This is a genomic window from Kitasatospora albolonga (assembly GCA_002082585.1).
Taxonomy (GTDB): Bacteria; Actinomycetota; Actinomycetes; order Streptomycetales; family Streptomycetaceae; genus Streptomyces; species Streptomyces stephensoniae.
The window spans coordinates 6,303,345-6,321,131 of record CP020563.1 but is presented as its reverse complement, the minus strand read 5'-3'; the positions used below and the strand labels follow the sequence as shown (position 1 = coordinate 6,321,131).

Genomic DNA, 17,787 nt, shown 5'->3' with positions numbered 1-17,787 from the left:
GCCGAAATCCTACGGCGGGGCGCCCCCGGGGAGTGCGATGGCCCCGCCGTCGTAGGGAGGGCGGGGCCATCGAGGTACCGGCCGAGCCGACGGCGGGTACCGTTCTGGTGTCGAGTCAGAACGGAGTTCAGTATGCACGCTCTGCCCCATGGCCACACCGGCGCACGCATCAAGCGCCTCCGACTGGAGAGGCACCTCACCCAGAGGGCACTTTCCGACCTGTCCCAGGTCCCCTACTCCACCCTCACCAAGACCGAGCAGGGCGTCCTGCCCGCGAGCCCGCACCTGATCGCGTCCGTTGCCCGCGCTCTGCGGGTCGACGTGGCCACGGTGACCGGGCAGCCGTACGTGACCGAGCTGCGGGCTGATGAGCTGGACATACTGATCCAGCCGATCCGTGAGGCCCTGGACGTCTACGACCTCGGGGCCGACCCCGACGTGGCACCGCGCCCGCTCCGGCTCCTTCAGGACGATGCCGAGCAGCTGCTCGGCGCGGTCCGCGCCGGGGAGATCAAGCAGGTCGCCAGCCAGCTACCCGGGCTCATCATCGAGGCCACCACCGCCGCGCACACGGCCGACACCACCGAGGGGTGGCTGCTCCTCGCCTCGTACTACCGCACCGCGTACGACGTCACGTCGAAGCTGGGCTACCACGACCTCGCGACGATCGGCCTGTCCCGGATGGAGTGGGCGGCCGAGCGCGGGTCGGACGCGGTCATCGGCGGCATGTACCGGTACATGCGCGCGCTGACCTACCTGCGCGCCGGCCAGTACCGCACCGGGGACCGGCTGATCCGCATGGGCCTGACGGTCCTGGGCCAGGCGGAGGCGGGCCGGGAGCGGGATGTCCTCACCGGGCAGCTGCACCTCGGCGCGGCCGTGATGGCCGGGCGGGCCCAGAATGGGGGCGACGCGGACGAGCACCTCGACGAGGCGGACCGCATCGCGCAGCTGACCGGGGACGCGAGCGGCGTGCACTGGCTGTCCTTCGGCCCAACGAACGTGGCGGTCCACCGGGTCAGCGTGCTGGCCGAGCTGGACGAGTACGGGCAGGCCGCGCAGATCGGCCGGACGGTGAAGCTCCCGAAGGACTGGCCCGCCTCCCGGCGGTCGCACCACTACGCCGAGCTGGCGCGGGCGCAGATGTGGGACGGCTCGCTCGACGACAGCTTCCGGAATCTGCTGCTGGCTCGCCGGATCGCGCCGCAGCAGGCGAGGTACCACCAGACCGTACGGGAGACGTACACCGGGCTGGAGGCGGCCAAGCGCCAGCTACCGGAGACCTTCCTCAGCTTCGGGTCCTGGCTGGGCGCCTGACCCTGGGTGAACCCTTGGCCCCGACTATCACGGGATGGTGATAGTCGGGGCTTTCCCATGGCTCCACCATGTGGTCACCAGCCACTGACATGGAGCCGACCATGACCGCGCCTGCGCCCGAGTTACCCCTGCCCGATCCCGAGTCGTTGTCAGCCGAGCAGCAGCGCGGGGCGAACTGCGTGTGGTGCGCGGCACCGCTCAGCAACGCCGCCGCCCGGGACCTCGGACCTCGCCTGCTCACCGTGTTCGGGTCGGCCGTCCGCTGGTTTCCCCGCTGCTGCAACACCTGCTGGAAGGGGCACCGCCCGTGAAGACGATCAGGGTCGAGCCGACCGGCGACGTGGCGTACCGGGCGTGGATAGGGCACACCACCACCTGTGCGACGTGCAGGGCGGGCGCTTCGTGCCCGACGGCCGTACGGCTCGGCCGCGCCTGGCGGGAGGCACGCCGATGAGGTGTGCGCGCTGCGACCGGCCGATCTTGCCGGGTCAGGAGGAGCGCCTCCCCGTCCACGCCGGGTCCGGGGGCGGTGGTACGGCGATCGTGCACCGTGTGCTGTGCCGGCGCCCCCGGTCCAGCCCGGCCCCGTATCCGGTGGGCCGCGGCTGGTGATGCTCCTGCCCGTACCGGAGACCGGCGGTGGTCACGGTGCGGGCGGGCCTGACGGCGGCCCCTGCTCCTCGCGCCGGAGCGGGGGCCGCTCCTCCTCCCGTACAAGCTCGGCGAGCGGCGCCCCTAAGGCTCGCGCGATGAGGAGAAGGTCGGTGTATCTGGGGTCGCGGTTCCCGGCTTCGTACCGCTGGATGGTACGGCGCTCGACGCCAACGAGGTCGCCGAGTTGCTCTTGAGAGAGGGCGGCTGCGCGGCGGGCTTCGGCGATTCGGATACCGAGGAGGCGGCGGCGGTCGATGGCCCAGGTGGGTGGCGCTGTTCTTCGGAGGGGCACAGCTCACCGTTGATCGCGAATGATCATGAGTCAGTACCTAAACGGTCGCTTTTTGACCGCGCACACAGCCCGGCCCGGCACCCCATCTCGCGGGTGCCGGGCCGGGCTTCTTTCTGTGACGTCGTGCTGTGTTGTTCCAGTGGTCAGGGGCCGGATCGCGTTCCGGAATCCTTCCGGTCGGGGTCCGGATTCCGGAGTTCTTCCGTATGACTACGGGCTACCTCCGGACGTCTCGGGATGCCACGGGATGTGTTAGTTCCCAGGTCAGACCCGCCCTAGCCCCTTGACCTGGTCATGCAGACTCGGCCTGGAACATCCAGGCGTGCTTTTCGAGGTCTGCCGTCAGTGAGATCAGGATGTCCTGGGTGATGGGGTCCGGCTCGTCGGTCACCTCGATGCGCTCCCGCATCCGGCCGATGACCACACCCAGGGCGTCCACGAGCGCCTTCACGGCGTCGGTGTCCTTGATCCAGCCCTCGGGGACGGACCGGATGGCGGTCTCCTTGGCCACGGTCGCGGAGCGGCCGTCCGGGTTGACCCCGATCGCCGAGGCGCGCTCGGCGACCGTGTCGGAGTGCTGCCGGGCCGTGACGACCACGTCGTCGAGCTGGAGGTGCACGGACCGGAAGCGCGGGCCGACCACGTTCCAGTGGACCTGCTTCGCCACGAGGGAGAGGTCGACCAGATCGACCAGCGCGCCCTGCAGCGCTTCTCCGACGAGCTTGAGGTCGCTCTCGGACAGTGGGCTCTTCACCACAGACATGCAAACACTCCCATCCGTCAGGCGTACTGCTGACCGTCGTCAGGCGTTTCGCTGACCGTTTCGGCGCACCACCCACGATGGCACAAATGAAACAAAACAGTCATGTTGGCCTCAACCTCCGTCTGCCCGCTCTCCGGCGCCTCACACACACCGCCCGCACGGAAAACGAAAGTCCCGGCCGACCCCTGTGGGGGCCGACCGGGACTCCGGTCGAGCACGGTGCCGCGTGATGGATCAGGCGGCGACGACGTCCACCGCTTCCGCGGGCGCCTTGATGGTCACCCGTCCCGACGGCACTCCTGCGACCGACGAGACGGAGACGGAATTGAGCATGGGACGAACCGGTACTGGGACCGGATCACTGGCAGCTGCCGACTCGGCCAGCTCAGCGAGCGAGAGCTCGTCGCTCACTTCCCGCATGAGCTCGGACATCCGTACGTCAAGCGCGTCGCAAATCGCGGAGAGCAGCTCGGAGGATGCCTCCTTCTGCCCCCGCTCCACCTCGGACAGATAACCGAGCGAGACCCGGGCGGACGAGGAGACTTCGCGCAGAGTACGGCCTTGGCGCTGGCGCTGCCGACGCAGCACGTCACCCAACAGGCGACGGAGCAGAATCATCGGTGGCTCCCTCCTCGGACCGCGTAGCCGCATCCTTCACGCCCTACCGTACCGCCTTGTGCTGCGGCCGTGCGGGGAGCGATGTCGTGTTCACTCAGGGCTGCAAACATCAATTCCCCCCGATCTGTTCCGTATCCTGTGCCCGCGCATTTCCACCGAGTTCGCTCACGAGCAGATCGAGGGCGCTTCGTACACTCTCTCTACGGATGTCCGCCCTCGAACCATTCAACCGCAGTGCGGACACTTTCTCGACGCCGGAAGGTCCCGCAACGGCAACGTAGACCGTTCCGACGGGCTGTCCGTCCTGCGGTTCCGGGCCCGCGACGCCGGTCGTGGAGATGCCCCAGTCCGCGCCGAGCGCGCGCCGCACACCGGCCGCCATCTGCCGCGCGACCTCGGGATCGACCGCGCCGCGCTGCGTCAGGAGGTCCGTGTCCACGCCCAGGATCTCTCCCTTGAGGGGCGTGGCATACGCCGTCACCGAGCCCAGGAAGGACCGCGAGGCTCCGGGTACGGAAGTCAGTTCGGCCGCCACCAGGCCGCCCGTCAGTGATTCGGCGACGGCGAGCGTCTCCCCGAGCTCACCGAGCCGCCCCAGCACCCGGGCAGCGGCTGTCACCGCTCGGCCTCCGCGCCGTCGCGCGCACTCACGGCCGGCCCCGTCGGCGCCGGACCTCCGGGGAGACCCGCGGTCGCCCCCGTAACCCCCACACCCGTGACACCGGCATCAGCATCCGTAACACCGACACCGGACCCACCAGCAGCACCACCCACACCGGAGGAAACCCCTCCAGCGGCACCACCGGCAACACCGGAAGCACCACCGGCCCCGGAACCACCAGCCGCCCCGGGCGACCCCGCCGCCTCCTGGAGCGCCTCCGTGGTCCGGCCCACCGCCGCGCGCTCGGCGGCGAGGCTCCTGCGCCTCAGGACGACGGCCTGGCGTACGTAGTCGAGCCCGGTCACGACCGTCAGGACGACGGCCACCATCATCACCCAGAACCGCAGGGTGGCCAGCGGCCCCGTGAGCATCAGGACGTACATTCCGGCCGCCGTGCCCTGGGCCAGGGTCTTCAGCTTTCCGCCCCGGCTGGCCGGGATCACCGCGTGCCGGATCACCCAGAACCGCATCAGCGTGATGCCCAGCTCACGGGCGAGGATCACCCCGGTGATCCACCACGGGAGATCGCCCAGAATCGACAGGGAGATCAGCGCGGCACCCATGATCGCTTTGTCGGCGATCGGGTCGGCGATCTTCCCGAAGTCCGTGACCAGGTTGTACGTCCGGGCCAGATGACCGTCGAAGAGGTCGGTGATCATGGCGATGGCGAAGGCCGCCCAGGCGAAGGAGCGCCAGGCCGGGTCGTACCCGCCGTTGTGGAACAGCAGCAGGACGAAGCCGGGCACGAGCAGCAGCCGCACCATGGTCAGGATGTTCGCGATGTTCCACAGGCTGGCCTGGTTGACGGCCGCGGTGCCCAGCTTGCCGCCGCGGACCGGCTTCGCGCCGGGACCGCCTGTCGCGGCTGCCGGGACTCCCGTCATCTGGCTGCCTCCGCAAGCTCGTGGTGTTCGGCCACCAGGTCCACGCCCTCGGTGCCCACTGCCTTTGCCTCGACCATACGGCCCGGCACGAGTCCCTCGCGTGTGGTGAAGACCACCTGGCCGTCCGTTTCGGGGGCCTGGTGTGCGGCGCGGCCGATCGCGACCTCGCCGTCCTCGTCCGACTCGACGGACTCCACGAGCACCTGGAGGGTCTCCCCGACGCGCTCCTCGGCGCGCTGCGAGGTCAGCTCCTCGGCCAGCTGGGAGATGTGGGCGAGGCGCTCGGCGATGGTGTCGGCGTCGAGCTTGTTCTCGTAGCCGAGGGCCTCGGTGCCCTCCTCGTCGGAGTAGCCGAAGACGCCGATGGCGTCGAGGCGGGCGCCGGTGAGGAAGCGTTCCAGCTCGGCGAGGTCGGCCTCGGTCTCGCCGGGGAAGCCGACGATGAAGTTGGAGCGCGCGCCGGCCTCGGGGGCCTTGCTCCGGATGGTGTCCAGCAGCTCCAGGAAGCGGTCGGTGTCACCGAAGCGGCGCATCGCGCGCAGCACGCCGGGGGCGGAGTGCTGGAAGGAGAGGTCGAAGTACGGGGCGACCTTCGGCGTCGAGGTGAGGACGTCGATGAGGCCGGGGCGCATCTCGGCGGGCTGGAGGTAGCTGACGCGGACGCGCTCGATGCCGTCCACGTCGGCCAGCTCGGGCAGCAGGGTCTCCAGCAGGCGGATGTCGCCGAGGTCCTTGCCGTAGGAGGTGTTGTTCTCGGAGACGAGCATGACCTCCTTGACGCCCTGCTCGGCCAGCCAGCGGGTCTCCTGGAGCACGTCCGAGGGGCGGCGGGAGATGAAGGAGCCGCGGAAGGAGGGGATGGCGCAGAAGGAGCAGCGGCGGTCGCAGCCGGAGGCGAGCTTGACCGACGCGACGGGGCTGGTGCCGAGCCTGCGGCGCAGCGGGGCACGCGGTCCGGAGACCGGGGCGACGCCTTCCGGCAGGTCCGCGGGGGCCGGTGCGGGCGCCTCCTGGGCGTGGCCCGGCAGGGAGACGGCGGCGGACTGGCGCTCGGCGGGGCTGATCGGCAGCAGCTTGCGGCGGTCGCGCGGGGTGTGCGAGGCGTGGATGCCGCCGTTGAGGATGGTCTGGAGCCGGTCGGAGATGTCGGCGTAGTCGTCGAACCCGAGGACGCCGTCCGCCTCCGGCAGGGCCTCGGCGAGGTCCTTGCCGTAGCGCTCGGCCATGCAGCCGACGGCGACCACGGCCTGGGTGCGGCCGTGGTCCTTGAGATCATTGGCTTCGAGCAGGGCGTCGACGGAGTCCTTCTTGGCGGCTTCGACGAACCCACAGGTGTTGACGACTGCGACATCCGCGTCGGAGGCATCCTCGACGAGGTCCCAGCCGTCCGCTGCCAAGCGGCCTGCAAGCTCCTCCGAGTCCACCTCGTTACGGGCGCAGCCAAGAGTGACAAGGGCGACGGTACGGCGTTCGGGCATGGACTCAAGACTACTTTGTCCCGGCGGCCCTCCCGCCGTGCAGGGTTGCCTGCGCTCTCCTCTGCTACGGGGAGTAACAGGCGGGAGCCCCGCCGGAAACGCCGACGGGCGCCCGGCATCAGGCCGGGCGCCCGTCGGCGCGGTGAGGAGGTGCGGGGTCAGCCGGCCTCGGGGTCACCCTTGGTGTACGAGAGCCGCTCGACCTGACCCGGCTCGAAGCGGTCCTGGAGCTTCTTCCCGTTGACGAAGAGCTCGATCGCCCCGGCGTTGCCGAGGACGAGGTCGATGCGCTCCTTGTCCTGGAAGGTCTTGGACTCACCCTCGAGCAGCAGCCCGTCGAAGAGCAGCCGACCGTTGTGGTCCTTGACGGAGATCCAGCTCTTGCCCTGGTTCGCGCCGAGCTTGACCGTCACCTTGTCCCGGGGGGCTGCGGCGATGGCACTCTCGGACGGCACCGGGGGCGCGGCCGGCTTGGTGGTGGAGGGTTTGGCCGCGGTCTTGTCGGGCTTGGAGCCCTCCGCGACCTGGGCGGTGTTCGAGGGCTTGTCGTCGCCGCCGTTGAAGAGGGTGAAGCCGACGAAGCCGATCACGGCGACGATGGCCGCGACCATGGCCGCGGTCCAGTTGGGCCGACGCGGTTCGGAACGGATGCGCTCCGCTTCGAACAGCGGGGCCGCGGGGGTCGGTGCGGGACGGCCGCCGTGATCACCGTCGTACCGCTCGACCAGGGGTTCCGGGTCGATGCCGACGGCACGGGCGATGTTGCGGATGTGGCCGCGTGCGTAGACGTCGCCGCCGCAGCGCGAGAAGTCGTCCTCCTCGATCGCGTGCACGATGGGGATGCGCACCCGGGTGGAGCTGCTGACTTCCTCGACCGTCAGACCTGCGGCGATACGAGCCTGCTGAAGGGCACGACCGATCGAAGGCCGGTCGTCTTCGGGGGAGTTGCCGATGGACACGGGGGCGCCTTTCGAGCGTGAGCCACCTGCTGGATGTTCAGTCTAGGGGGGGTACGAAAGGGAGGGGCAACCGGGAGGCACGACTTTGTACGCCATCGGGCTCGCCGGACGGCCCCGCGGACCTCTCCGCGGGCGGAGCGGGAGCGGGACCCTGCCCCGATCGGGGACTGGGCAACCTGGAGTGGGCCGAACAGGGTGGGGGACAACGGGCTGGGCGGGAGGGAGGAGCATCGATCCGCCCCTCCCTCCAACTTGACGTACGGCCGCACGAAACGGTTGCCCACAGAACCTTTACGGGCTGATTCACCTTTACGGCCCCGGTGTCACCGCTATGGATGTACGGGTCCCTCAGCGGATACGGGACCCGATGCCACCGTCAAGGACCACGACCAGATGTCACCCCTGCGGTGCGGATTCCCCGCGGATGACGGCCAACACCCCGTCGAGCTCGTCCGGTTTCACCATGACGTCGCGCGCCTTGGACCCCTCGCTGGGTCCGACGATGTTCCGGGACTCCATGAGGTCCATCAGCCGCCCCGCCTTCGCGAAGCCGACGCGCAGCTTGCGCTGGAGCATCGAGGTCGACCCGAACTGGGTGGAGACGACCAGCTCGGCGGCCTGGCAGAGCAGGTCGAGGTCGTCGCCGATGTCCTCGTCGATCTCCTTCTTCTGCTTCGTACCGACCACGACGTCGTCCCGGAAGACCGGGGCCATCTGGTCCTTGCAGTGCTGGACGACGGCCGCGACCTCGTCCTCGGTGACGAAGGCGCCCTGCATACGGGTGGGCTTGTTGGCGCCCATCGGGAGGAAGAGGCCGTCGCCCTTGCCGATGAGCTTCTCGGCGCCGGGCTGGTCGAGGATGACCCGGCTGTCGGCGAGGGAGGAGGTGGCGAAGGCGAGCCGGGAGGGCACGTTCGCCTTGATGAGGCCGGTCACCACGTCGACCGAGGGACGCTGGGTGGCGAGCACCAGGTGGATTCCGGCGGCGCGGGCCAGCTGGGTGATGCGGACGATCGAGTCCTCCACATCACGCGGGGCGACCATCATGAGGTCGGCCAGCTCGTCGACGATCACCAGGAGATACGGGTACGGGGAGAGCTCCCGCTCGCTGCCCTCGGGCGTCTTGAGCTTGCCGGTGCGCACGGCGTGGTTGAAGTCGTCGATGTGCCGGTAGCCGAAGGCGGCCAGGTCGTCGTAGCGCAGGTCCATCTCCCGCACGACCCACTGGAGCGCCTCGGCGGCCTTCTTGGGGTTGGTGATGATCGGGGTGATCAGGTGCGGGATGCCCTCGTACGCGGTGAGCTCGACGCGCTTGGGGTCGACCAGGACCATCCGGACGTCCTCCGGGGTGGCCCGCACCATGATCGAGGTGATCAGGCAGTTGATGCAGGAGGACTTCCCGGAGCCGGTCGCACCGGCCACCAGGACGTGCGGCATCTTCGCCAGGTTGGCCATCTCGTAGCCGCCCTCGACGTTCTTGCCGAGCGCCACGAGCATGGGGTGGTCGTCCTCGGCCGCGTCCGCGAGGCGCAGGACGTCACCGAGGTTGACCATCTCCCGGTCGGAGTTGGGGATCTCGATGCCGACGGCGGACTTCCCCGGGATCGGCGAGATGATCCGTACGTCGGGGCTGGCGACGGCGTACGCGATGTTCTTGGCGAGCGCCGTGATCTTCTCGACCTTCACGGCGGGGCCGAGCTCGATCTCGTACCGGGTGACCGTCGGGCCCCGGGTGAAGCCGGTGACGACGGCGTCGACCTTGAACTCGGAGAAGACGTTGGTGAGCGAGGCGACGACGGCGTCGTTGGCGGCGCTGCGGCTCTTGCCGGGCCCGCCGCGCTCCAGCAGGTCGAGCGAGGGCAGCGCGTACGTGATGTCGCCGGAGAGCTGGAGCTGCTCGGCGCGGGCGGGCAGGTCCCCGGTCCGCTCGGGCACGGGCTTGGTCAGATCGGGTACGGCTCTGGTCAGATCGGGTACGCCAGCGGGGTCACCGGGCACGGTGGCGGCAGCGGCCCCCGCCCGGCCGGTCTCCCGGTCCTTGCCGACGCCGCTGTCCCGGCCCGGCTCCCGGGCCCCGGGCACGGGCGTGCCGGTCCGTTCGCGGTCCCGGTCCACCGAGACGCCCTGGGTGAGGTCGGCGACGACCGGGGAGGGCGGCATCCCGTTGAGTACGGCCCCGTCGAGCGCGGCTGCCGCCGCCGCGGCGACGTCCACGGCGTCCAGGGGGCGGTTCATGACGGGCTGCGCGGCGGGGCGGCGGGGCCTCCGGCGCTTGGTGAGGGCCTCCGCCTCGGCGCTGTCGTGGTCGTACACGGCGTCGGTGTCCGGGGCCTGACGGCGTGCGGAACCGCGCCGCGTCCCGGCGGGCAGCGCCTCGCGCCACTGCTCGTCGTAGCGCTCGTCGTCGTCCTCGTACGCCTCGGCGGGCTCGTACGCCGGTTCCACGATGCCGAGGCGGACGCCGAGCTGCCGCAGTCGGCGCGGGATGGCGTTGACGGGGGTCGCGGTGACGACGAGCAGCCCGAAGACGGTGAGCAGCACCAGCAGGGGTACGGCCAGCACCTCGCCCGTCATGAAGACCAGCGGCTTGGACGCGGCCCAGCCGATCAGCCCGCCCGCGTCCTGCATGGCCTCGGTGCCGTCCTCGCGGCCCGGCGAACCGCAGGCGATGTGGACCTGTCCGAGGACGCCGACGACCAGGGCGGAGAGCCCGATGACGATCCGGCCGTTGGCCTCGGGCCGCTCCGGATACAGGATCAGCCGGACGGCCATCGCGCCGAGCAGTATCGGCACGAGCAGATCGAGCCGGCCGAACGCCCCGGTCACCAGCATCTCCACCAGGTCGCCGACCGGCCCCTGGAGGTTGGACCAGGTGCCGGCGGCCACGATCAGCGCGAGGCCGAGGAGCAGGAGCGCGAGGCCGTCCTTGCGGTGGGCGGGGTCAAGTCCCTTCGCACCGCGCCCTATGGAGCGGAACACCGCACCGACGCCGTGGGCCGTGCCCAGCCAGATCGCGCGCACCAGCCGGTAGACGCCGTTGGTGGGGGACGGTGCGGGCTTGGGCGCGGGCCGCTTGGCCGCCGCCTTCTTCGCGGGGGCCCTCTTCGCGGGCGCGCTCGACTTCTTCGGGGCGGTCTTCTTGGCGGGCGCGGCTTTCTTCGCCGGACCCGGAGTACGGCCGACGCGCTTCGCGGTGCCCGCCGTGCCCTGGGAACCCTTGCCGGACGTACGTGAGGCCATGATGCCGAGGTTACCGCTGTCCACGCCCGTGAACACGTTCGCCTACTGGTTCACCCGACCGTGTCGCCGCGCGGGGACCGGGAACTGACACGCCCTCATGGCAGAGAGCGTTCCGGAAGCCGCCCGCAGCTGCTGCGTACCGTGTCCGAAGCGCAACCGGCCCGGCCCGTTCCGGACGAAGGCGCTAGTTCTGCGCGGGCAGGACCCCGGTGCCGCCGCCCGTGCCCGGCTCCAGCGCGTCGAGCGCGCGGCGCAGACCGGTGAGCTTGCGTTCGAGATGGGCCGCCGTGGCGACGGCCGCCGCGTCCGCCGACTCGTCGTCGAGCTGCTTGGAGAGCGCCTCCGCCTGCTCCTCGACCGCCGCGAGCCGCGCGGAGAGTTCGGCCAGCAGACCGGCGGGCTCCTTCTCGTGCCCGCCGCCCGTGTGGCCGTCGCCCTCCAGCTGGAGCCGCAGGAGCGCGGCCTGCTCACGGAGCTTGCAGTTCTTCATGTACAGCTCGACGAAGACCGAGACCTTGGCGCGCAGCACCCACGGGTCGAACGGCTTGGAGATGTAGTCCACCGCGCCGGCCGCGTAGCCCCGGAAGGTGTGGTGCGGGCCGTGGTTGATCGCGGTGAGGAAGATGATCGGGATGTCCCGGGTCCGCTCGCGCCGCTTGATGTGGGCGGCGGTCTCGAAACCGTCCATGCCCGGCATCTGGACGTCCAGCAGAATGACCGCGAAGTCGTCCGTGAGCAGCGCTTTGAGCGCCTCCTCCCCTGACGATGCCCGGACCAGTGTCTGATCGAGCGCAGAGAGGATGGCCTCCAGCGCCAGCAGATTCTCCGGCCGGTCATCGACCAGGAGGATCTTGGCCTTCTGCACCATGGCCCGCCCTCCTCGCCCCGGAAATGCACCGGGTGCCGCCCCAGGGGACGACTCCCTTACGCCGTCCGTCCTTGTGCCGGTCATGGTAGCCGCACCCCGCCCGTCACCACACCCTGTCACCGCGATGTCACTGTGCACATACCGCAAACGCGGTGGGAGACCAGAAGGTTCCCCGAATACGGCGAGTTCACACCCGTTCGAGCACAGTCGGTCAACAACTCATAGCGATTCGCTCAGAGTCCGATCACTCTCCGTGCATCCACTGCTCCATCACCGCAAGCAGATGATCAGGATCGACCGGCTTCGTCACATAGTCGGAAGCACCGCAGTCGATCGCCTTCTCCCGGTCGCCCTTCATCGCCTTCGCGGTGAGCGCCACGATCGGCAGCCCGGCGAACTGCGGCATCCGCCGGATCGCGGTCGTGGTCGCGTAGCCGTCCATCTCGGGCATCATGATGTCCATCAGCACGACCGTCACATTGTCGTTCTGCTCCAGGACTTCGATCCCCTCACGGCCGTTCTCCGCGTAGAGCACGGTCAGCCCGTGCTGCTCCAGCACGCTGGTGAGCGCGAACACGTTACGGATGTCGTCGTCGACGATGAGCACCTTCTCGCCACGGAACCGGAACGTCCGCCGGGGCTCCGGGGCGTCCTCCGCCGCGGCCGGGCTCCCCTGCACCCACTCCTCCTGCGGGGCGCTCTCGCCCGCGGGCCGCCCGGCGGGCAGCGCGGGCCGCCGGGCCGCGTCCCCGAGGGCCTTGCGCCGCCTCCGGAACACCCCCGCGGAGTTGGCCGGGTCGCCGAGCGGGGCGGAGTCGCCGCCCTGGGGCGCCTGCCCGTTCTCGGACCCGCCGACCGAACCCTCGGTGGAACCGGAACCCACCTGCGGGAAGCCCTGCGGGGGCAGTTCGGCGCGGTGCAGCGGGAGGTACAGGGTGAAGGTCGAGCCCCGGCCGGGCTCGCTCGCCGCGTGGATCTCGCCGCCGAGCAGCCGCGCGATCTCCCGGCTGATGGAGAGCCCGAGGCCGGTACCGCCGTACTTGCGGCTCGTCGTACCGTCCGCCTGCTTGAACGCCTCGAAGATCACCAGCATCTTGCTGGACGCGATCCCGATCCCGGTGTCGGTGACCGAGAAGGCGATCAGCTCGGCGTCCGCGTCCCGCAGCGAACCCGCCTCCAGGAGGTGTTCCCGGATCGCGTTCGGCACATCGGCGCCGGCCGGCCGGATCACCAGCTCCACCGCCCCGGTGTCGGTGAACTTCACCGCGTTGGAAAGAAGGTTGCGCAGCACCTGAAGAAGGCGCTGCTCATCGGTGTGCAGCGTCGCGGGAAGCTCCGGCGAGACCCGTACGGAGAAGTCGAGGCCCTTCTCCGCGGTGAGCGGGCGGAAGGTCGCCTCCACGTAGTCGACGAGCTGGACCAGAGCGATCCGGGTCGGGCTGACGTCCATCTTGCCCGCCTCGACCTTCGACAGGTCGAGGATGTCGTTGATCAGCTGGAGCAGGTCGGAACCGGCCCCGTGGATCGTCTCGGCGAACTCGACCTGCTTCGGCGACAGATTCCCCTCGGCGTTGTCCGCCAGCAACTTGGCCAGGATCAGCAGCGAGTTGAGCGGGGTGCGCAGCTCGTGCGACATGTTCGCCAGGAACTCGGACTTGTAGCGCATCGAGACCGCGAGCTGCTCGGCGCGCTCCTCCAGGACCTGCCGCGCCTCCTCGATCTCGGTGTTCTTCACCTCGATGTCGCGGTTCTGCTGGGCCAGCAGCTCGGCCTTCTCCTCCAGTTCGGCGTTGGACGCCTGGAGGGCCTTCTGCCGGTTCTCCAGCTCCTGCGAGCGGTCGCGCAGTTGCTCGGTCAGCTCCTGGGACTGCTCAAGGAGCTTCTCGGTCTTGGTGTTGACGCTGATCGTGTTGACGCTCGTCGCGATCATCTCGGCCAGCTGGTTGAGGAAGTCCCGCTGGATGTGCGTGAACGGCTGGAAGGAGGCCAGCTCGATCACCCCGAGGACCTTGCCCTCGAAGAGCACCGGCAGCACGATCACATGCGCGGGCGGCGCCTCGCCGAGACCGGAGGAGATCTTCAGGTAACCCGGCGGAACGTTGTCGACCTGGATCGTCCGCTTCTCCTCGGCCGCCGTCCCGATGAGCGTCTCACCGGGCCGGAACGAGGTCGGCATCGACCCGGCGGAGTAGCCGTAACTCCCCCGCATCCGCAGCTCGTACGCACCGTCGTCGCCGTTGTCCGGACCGACCTCGTCCGAGTCGCCCGGCGACATGGCCAGGAAGAACGCGCCGTGCTGCGCCGAGACCACCGGCGTCAGCTCGCTCATGATGAGCGAGGCCACGTCGTCCAGATCCCGGCGGCCCTGCATCAGGCCGGAGATCCGGGCGAGGTTGCCCTTGAGCCAGTCCTGCTCCTTGTTGGCGAGCGTGGTGTCGCGCAGGTTGGCGATCATCGTGTTGATGTTGTCCTGGAGGACCTGGATCTCCCCGGCCGCGTCCACGTCGATCTTCAGGTTGAGATCGCCGCGCGTCACCGCCGTGGCGACGGCCGCGATGGCGCGCACCTGACGGGTCAGGTTCCCGGCCATCTCGTTCACCGACTCGGTGAGGTCGCGCCAGGTGCCGTCCACGTCCCGCACCCGCGCCTGACCGCCCAGCTGCCCCTCGGTCCCCACCTCGCGGGCGACCCGGGTCACCTGATCGGCGAACGAGGAGAGCTGGTCGACCATCGTGTTGATCGTGTTCTTCAGCTCCAGGATCTCCCCGCGCGCATCGATGTCGATCTTCTTCGTCAGATCGCCCTTGGCGATGGCCGTGGTGACCGTGGCGATCTGCCGCACCTGACCGGTCAGGTTGGAGGCCATCGAGTTCACGGACTCCGTGAGGTCCTTCCACGTACCCGAGACGCCCGGCACGCGGGCCTGGCCGCCCAGCTCGCCTTCCGTACCCACCTCACGGGCCACCCGGGTGACCTCGTCGGCGAAAGAAGACAGGGTCGTCACCATGGTGTTGACGGTGTCGGCCAGCTCCGCGACCTCGCCGCGCGCCTCCACGGTGACCTTCTTCGTCAGGTCACCGGTGGCGACCGCCGAGGAGACCCGGGAGATATTCCGCACCTGGCTGGTCAGGTTGTTGGCCATCAGGTTGACGTTGTCGCTGAGGTCCTTCCAGATGCCGGTCGCCCCGCGCACCCGCGCCTGCCCGCCGAGAATGCCCTCGGTGCCCACCTCGCGGGCCACACGCGTGACCTCGTCCGCGAAGTTCAGCAGCTGGTCGACCATCGTGTTGACGGTCGTGACCAGTTCGAGGATCTCGCCCTTGGCGTCGACGGTGATCTTCTTGGAGAGATCGCCCTTGGCGACCGCCGTGGTGACCTCGGCGATGTTGCGGACCTGGAGGGTCAGGTTGTTCGCCATGCCGTTGACGGACTGGGTGAGGTCCTTCCACGTACCGGAGACGCCCTGCACCTCGGCCTGACCGCCGAGGATGCCCTCCGTACCCACCTCACGCGCGACCCGCGTCACCTGCTCCGCGAAGTTGGACAGCTGGTCCACCATCGTGTTCAGGGTGTTCTTCAGCTCCAGGATCTCGCCCCGGGCGTCCACATCGATCTTCTGCGACAGGTCACCGCGCGCGACCGCCGTGGCGACCTGCGCGATGTTACGGACCTGGGCGGTCAGGTTCCCCGCCATGCCGTTCACCGAATCGGTGAGATCGCGCCAGACTCCGGCCACACCGGGCACCTGGGCCTGACCGCCGAGCCGCCCGTCCGTACCCACCTCGCGGGCGACCCGCGTCACCTGGTCGGCGAAGGCGGAGAGCTGGTCGACCATCGTGTTGATCGTGTTCTTGAGCTCCAGGATCTCGCCCCGGGCATCCACGTCGATCTTCTGCGACAGGTCGCCCCGCGCCACCGCCGTCGTCACCTGGGCGATCTGCCGCACCTGGGAGGTGAGGTTCCCGGCCATGAAGTTGACGGAGTCCGTCAGCTCCTTCCACGTACCGGAGACACCGTCCACCCGGGCCTGGCCGCCGAGACGGCCCTCGGTGCCCACGTCCCGGGCCATCCGCGTCACCTGGTCGGCGAAGCTGGACAGCTGCGCCACCATCGTGTTGACGGTGTTCTTGAGCTCCAGCATCTCCCCGGCCACGTCCACGGTGACCTTCTGGGAGAGGTCACCGTTGGCGACGGCCGTGGTCACCTGCGCGATGTCCCGGACCTGACCGGTCAGGTTGCGGAACGCGGTGTTCACCGAGTCCGTGAGGTCCTTCCACGTCCCCGCCGCGCCCGGCACCTCGGCCTGCCCGCCGAGCCGGCCCTCGACGCCGACCTCCCGGGCGACGCGCGTCACCTCGGAACCGAAGGACTGGAGCTGGTCCACCATCGTGTTGACGGTGTTCTTCAGCTCCAGCATCTCCCCGGCCACATCGACCGTGACCTTCTGGGACATGTCTCCGCTGGCCACCGCCGTCGTCACCTGGGCGATGTCCCGTACCTGCGTCGTCAGGTTCCGGAAGACCGTGTTCACCGAGTCGGTGAGGTCCTTCCACGTCCCCGCGGCCCCCGGCACCTGCGCCTGGCCACCGAGGAGCCCCTCGCCACCGACCTCGCTCGCCACCCGCGTCACCTCGTCCGCGAAGGTGCGCAGCGTCTCCGTCATCTGGTTGATCGTCTCGGCGAGCTGGGCGACCTCGCCGCGCGCGCTCACCGTGACCTTCTGTGTGAGGTCACCACTGGCGACCGCCGTCGTCACCTCCGCGATGCCGCGCACCTGGGAGGTGAGGTTGCCCGCCATCGTGTTGACGGAGTCGGTGAGGTCCTTCCACACCCCGGCCACGCCCGGCACGGTCGCCTGACCGCCCAGCTCGCCCTCCGTACCCACCTCACGGGCGACGCGCGTCACCTCCGAGGAGAACGAGGACAACTGGTCGACCATCGTGTTGACGGTGTTCTTCAGTTGAAGCATCTCGCCGGCCACATGGACGGTGACCTTCCGCGACAGATCGCCCTTGGCCACCGCCGTCGTCACCAGCGCGATGTCGCGGACCTGGGCGGTCAGCCGGTACGCCATGGTGTTGACGGAGTCCGTGAGGTCCTTCCAGGACCCGGACATCCCGCGCACCTGCGCCTGGCCCCCGAGCTTGCCCTCGGTGCCGACCTCCACGGCGACGCGCGTCACCTGCTCGGTGAAGACCGACAGCTGGTCGACGAGGTTGTTGACCGTACGGGCGACCTTCAGGAACTCGCCGCGCAGCGGGCGCACCGTCTCGTCCGTCGTGTGCGACCGCAGCTCCATCCGCTGCTCCAGGTCACCGTCGGCGACCGCCGACAGCACCCGGCCCACCTCGGAGACCGGCCGCGCGAGATCGTCGACGAGCTCGTTGGAGGCGTCGATCGCGGCGGCCCAGGAACCCTCGCAGGCGCCCGTCTCCAGCCGCTCCGTGAGCTTGCCCTCCCGCCCGACCACCCGCCGTACGCGCGCCAGCTCACCGGTCAGATGAAGGTTCCGGTCGGCGACCTCGTTGAAGACCGCGGCGATCTCCGACAGCACGTCGTCGCCGGAGACGGTGAGCCGCCTGCGGAAATTCCCGTCGCGCATCGCCACGAGCCCCGCCAGCAGTCTGTTCAGAGCTGCCGCGTCGACCTCGACGGTGCCATTGCGCTGCTTTTTCACGGACTGTCCGCCTTTTGTACGCGCCTTCGAACCCCGCGCCGCCACGCCAGACTCCACCGTGTCCCTCCCGCAGGGGTTGACCGTTTCGCTCGGGCCTATCCGGAAGCTTGCCCAGTTCCACTTTGGCTCACCGCCACAGCACACCGTCAACGGGTGGCCGGGCGGACGTCAAATCGTTGCAACGTACCAGGCCGGAACAGGTCGGCGGGCAACCTCCCCCACTCACACCCCGTCCCTGCCACCGGGAGACATACTCGTGCGCCCGCGCACGACTCCTGACGCGTCCTGTCCCGATCTCGGCCCTCGTGTACCCGGCACCCTTGACGAACGTCTAGCCTGGCAAGCGAATCGAAGCGGCGATAAACGGGCACAGGAC

At 69.6% G+C, this 17,787-nt stretch carries 12 protein-coding genes; 2 read left to right on the top strand and 10 right to left on the bottom strand.

Features of this window, described 5'->3' with window-relative positions:
• Positions 1 to 132: 132 nt before the first annotated feature.
• Positions 133 to 1,317: a transcriptional regulator gene (locus tag B7C62_28000; protein ID ARF75669.1), complete on the top strand. Its 1,185-nt coding sequence runs from the start codon at positions 133 to 135 to the stop codon at positions 1,315 to 1,317.
• Between the two features lie 101 nt (positions 1,318 to 1,418).
• The gene (locus tag B7C62_27995) at positions 1,419 to 1,628 is read left to right on the top strand and encodes a hypothetical protein (protein ARF75668.1); all 210 of its coding nucleotides are present in this window, start codon (positions 1,419 to 1,421) and stop codon (positions 1,626 to 1,628) included.
• A gap of 332 nt (positions 1,629 to 1,960) precedes the next feature.
• On the opposite strand, the gene B7C62_27990 is transcribed toward B7C62_27995, so the two are convergent.
• The 10 genes from B7C62_27990 to B7C62_27945 all read right to left on the bottom strand — a co-directional run bounded on the left by B7C62_27990 (position 1,961) and on the right by B7C62_27945 (position 17,411).
• On the bottom strand, positions 1,961 to 2,263 hold the full coding sequence (locus B7C62_27990; protein ARF75667.1) for a hypothetical protein: 303 nt from the start codon (positions 2,261 to 2,263) through the stop codon (positions 1,961 to 1,963).
• A gap of 292 nt (positions 2,264 to 2,555) precedes the next feature.
• Positions 2,556 to 3,026, bottom strand: a complete 471-nt coding sequence (locus B7C62_27985; GenBank protein ID ARF75666.1) for a DNA starvation/stationary phase protection protein — start codon at positions 3,024 to 3,026, stop codon at positions 2,556 to 2,558.
• Positions 3,027 to 3,260: 234 nt separating this feature from the next.
• Complete coding sequence (locus tag B7C62_27980; GenBank protein ARF75665.1) at positions 3,261 to 3,644, bottom strand: transcriptional regulator; 384 nt, start codon at positions 3,642 to 3,644, stop codon at positions 3,261 to 3,263.
• A gap of 109 nt (positions 3,645 to 3,753) precedes the next feature.
• Positions 3,754 to 4,263 (bottom strand): damage-inducible protein CinA, encoded by a 510-nt coding sequence (locus B7C62_27975; protein ARF75664.1) that lies wholly within the window; start codon positions 4,261 to 4,263, stop codon positions 3,754 to 3,756.
• Positions 4,260 to 5,189 carry a CDP-diacylglycerol--glycerol-3-phosphate 3-phosphatidyltransferase gene (locus B7C62_27970; protein ARF75663.1) on the bottom strand — a complete coding sequence of 310 codons (930 nt, stop codon included), beginning with the start codon at positions 5,187 to 5,189 and terminating at the stop codon, positions 4,260 to 4,262. Before B7C62_27970 ends, B7C62_27975 begins: the two co-directional genes overlap by 4 nt.
• Entirely contained in the window at positions 5,186 to 6,667 is a 1,482-nt protein-coding gene (locus B7C62_27965) for a ribosomal protein S12 methylthiotransferase RimO (GenBank protein ID ARF75662.1), read from the bottom strand. The genes B7C62_27970 and B7C62_27965 overlap by 4 nt, the downstream gene beginning before the upstream one ends.
• Before the next feature lie 158 nt (positions 6,668 to 6,825).
• Complete coding sequence (locus tag B7C62_27960) at positions 6,826 to 7,626, bottom strand: hypothetical protein (GenBank protein ARF75661.1); 801 nt, start codon at positions 7,624 to 7,626, stop codon at positions 6,826 to 6,828.
• 396 nt (positions 7,627 to 8,022) lie between these two features.
• Entirely contained in the window at positions 8,023 to 10,866 is a 2,844-nt protein-coding gene (locus tag B7C62_27955) for a cell division protein FtsK (GenBank protein ARF77402.1), read from the bottom strand.
• Positions 10,867 to 11,050: 184 nt separating this feature from the next.
• Positions 11,051 to 11,734: a response regulator gene (locus B7C62_27950; GenBank protein ID ARF75660.1), complete on the bottom strand. Its 684-nt coding sequence runs from the start codon at positions 11,732 to 11,734 to the stop codon at positions 11,051 to 11,053.
• A 244-nt stretch (positions 11,735 to 11,978) separates the two neighbouring features.
• On the bottom strand, positions 11,979 to 17,411 hold the full coding sequence (locus B7C62_27945) for a hybrid sensor histidine kinase/response regulator (protein ARF75659.1): 5,433 nt from the start codon (positions 17,409 to 17,411) through the stop codon (positions 11,979 to 11,981).
• Positions 17,412 to 17,787: the final 376 nt, after the last annotated feature.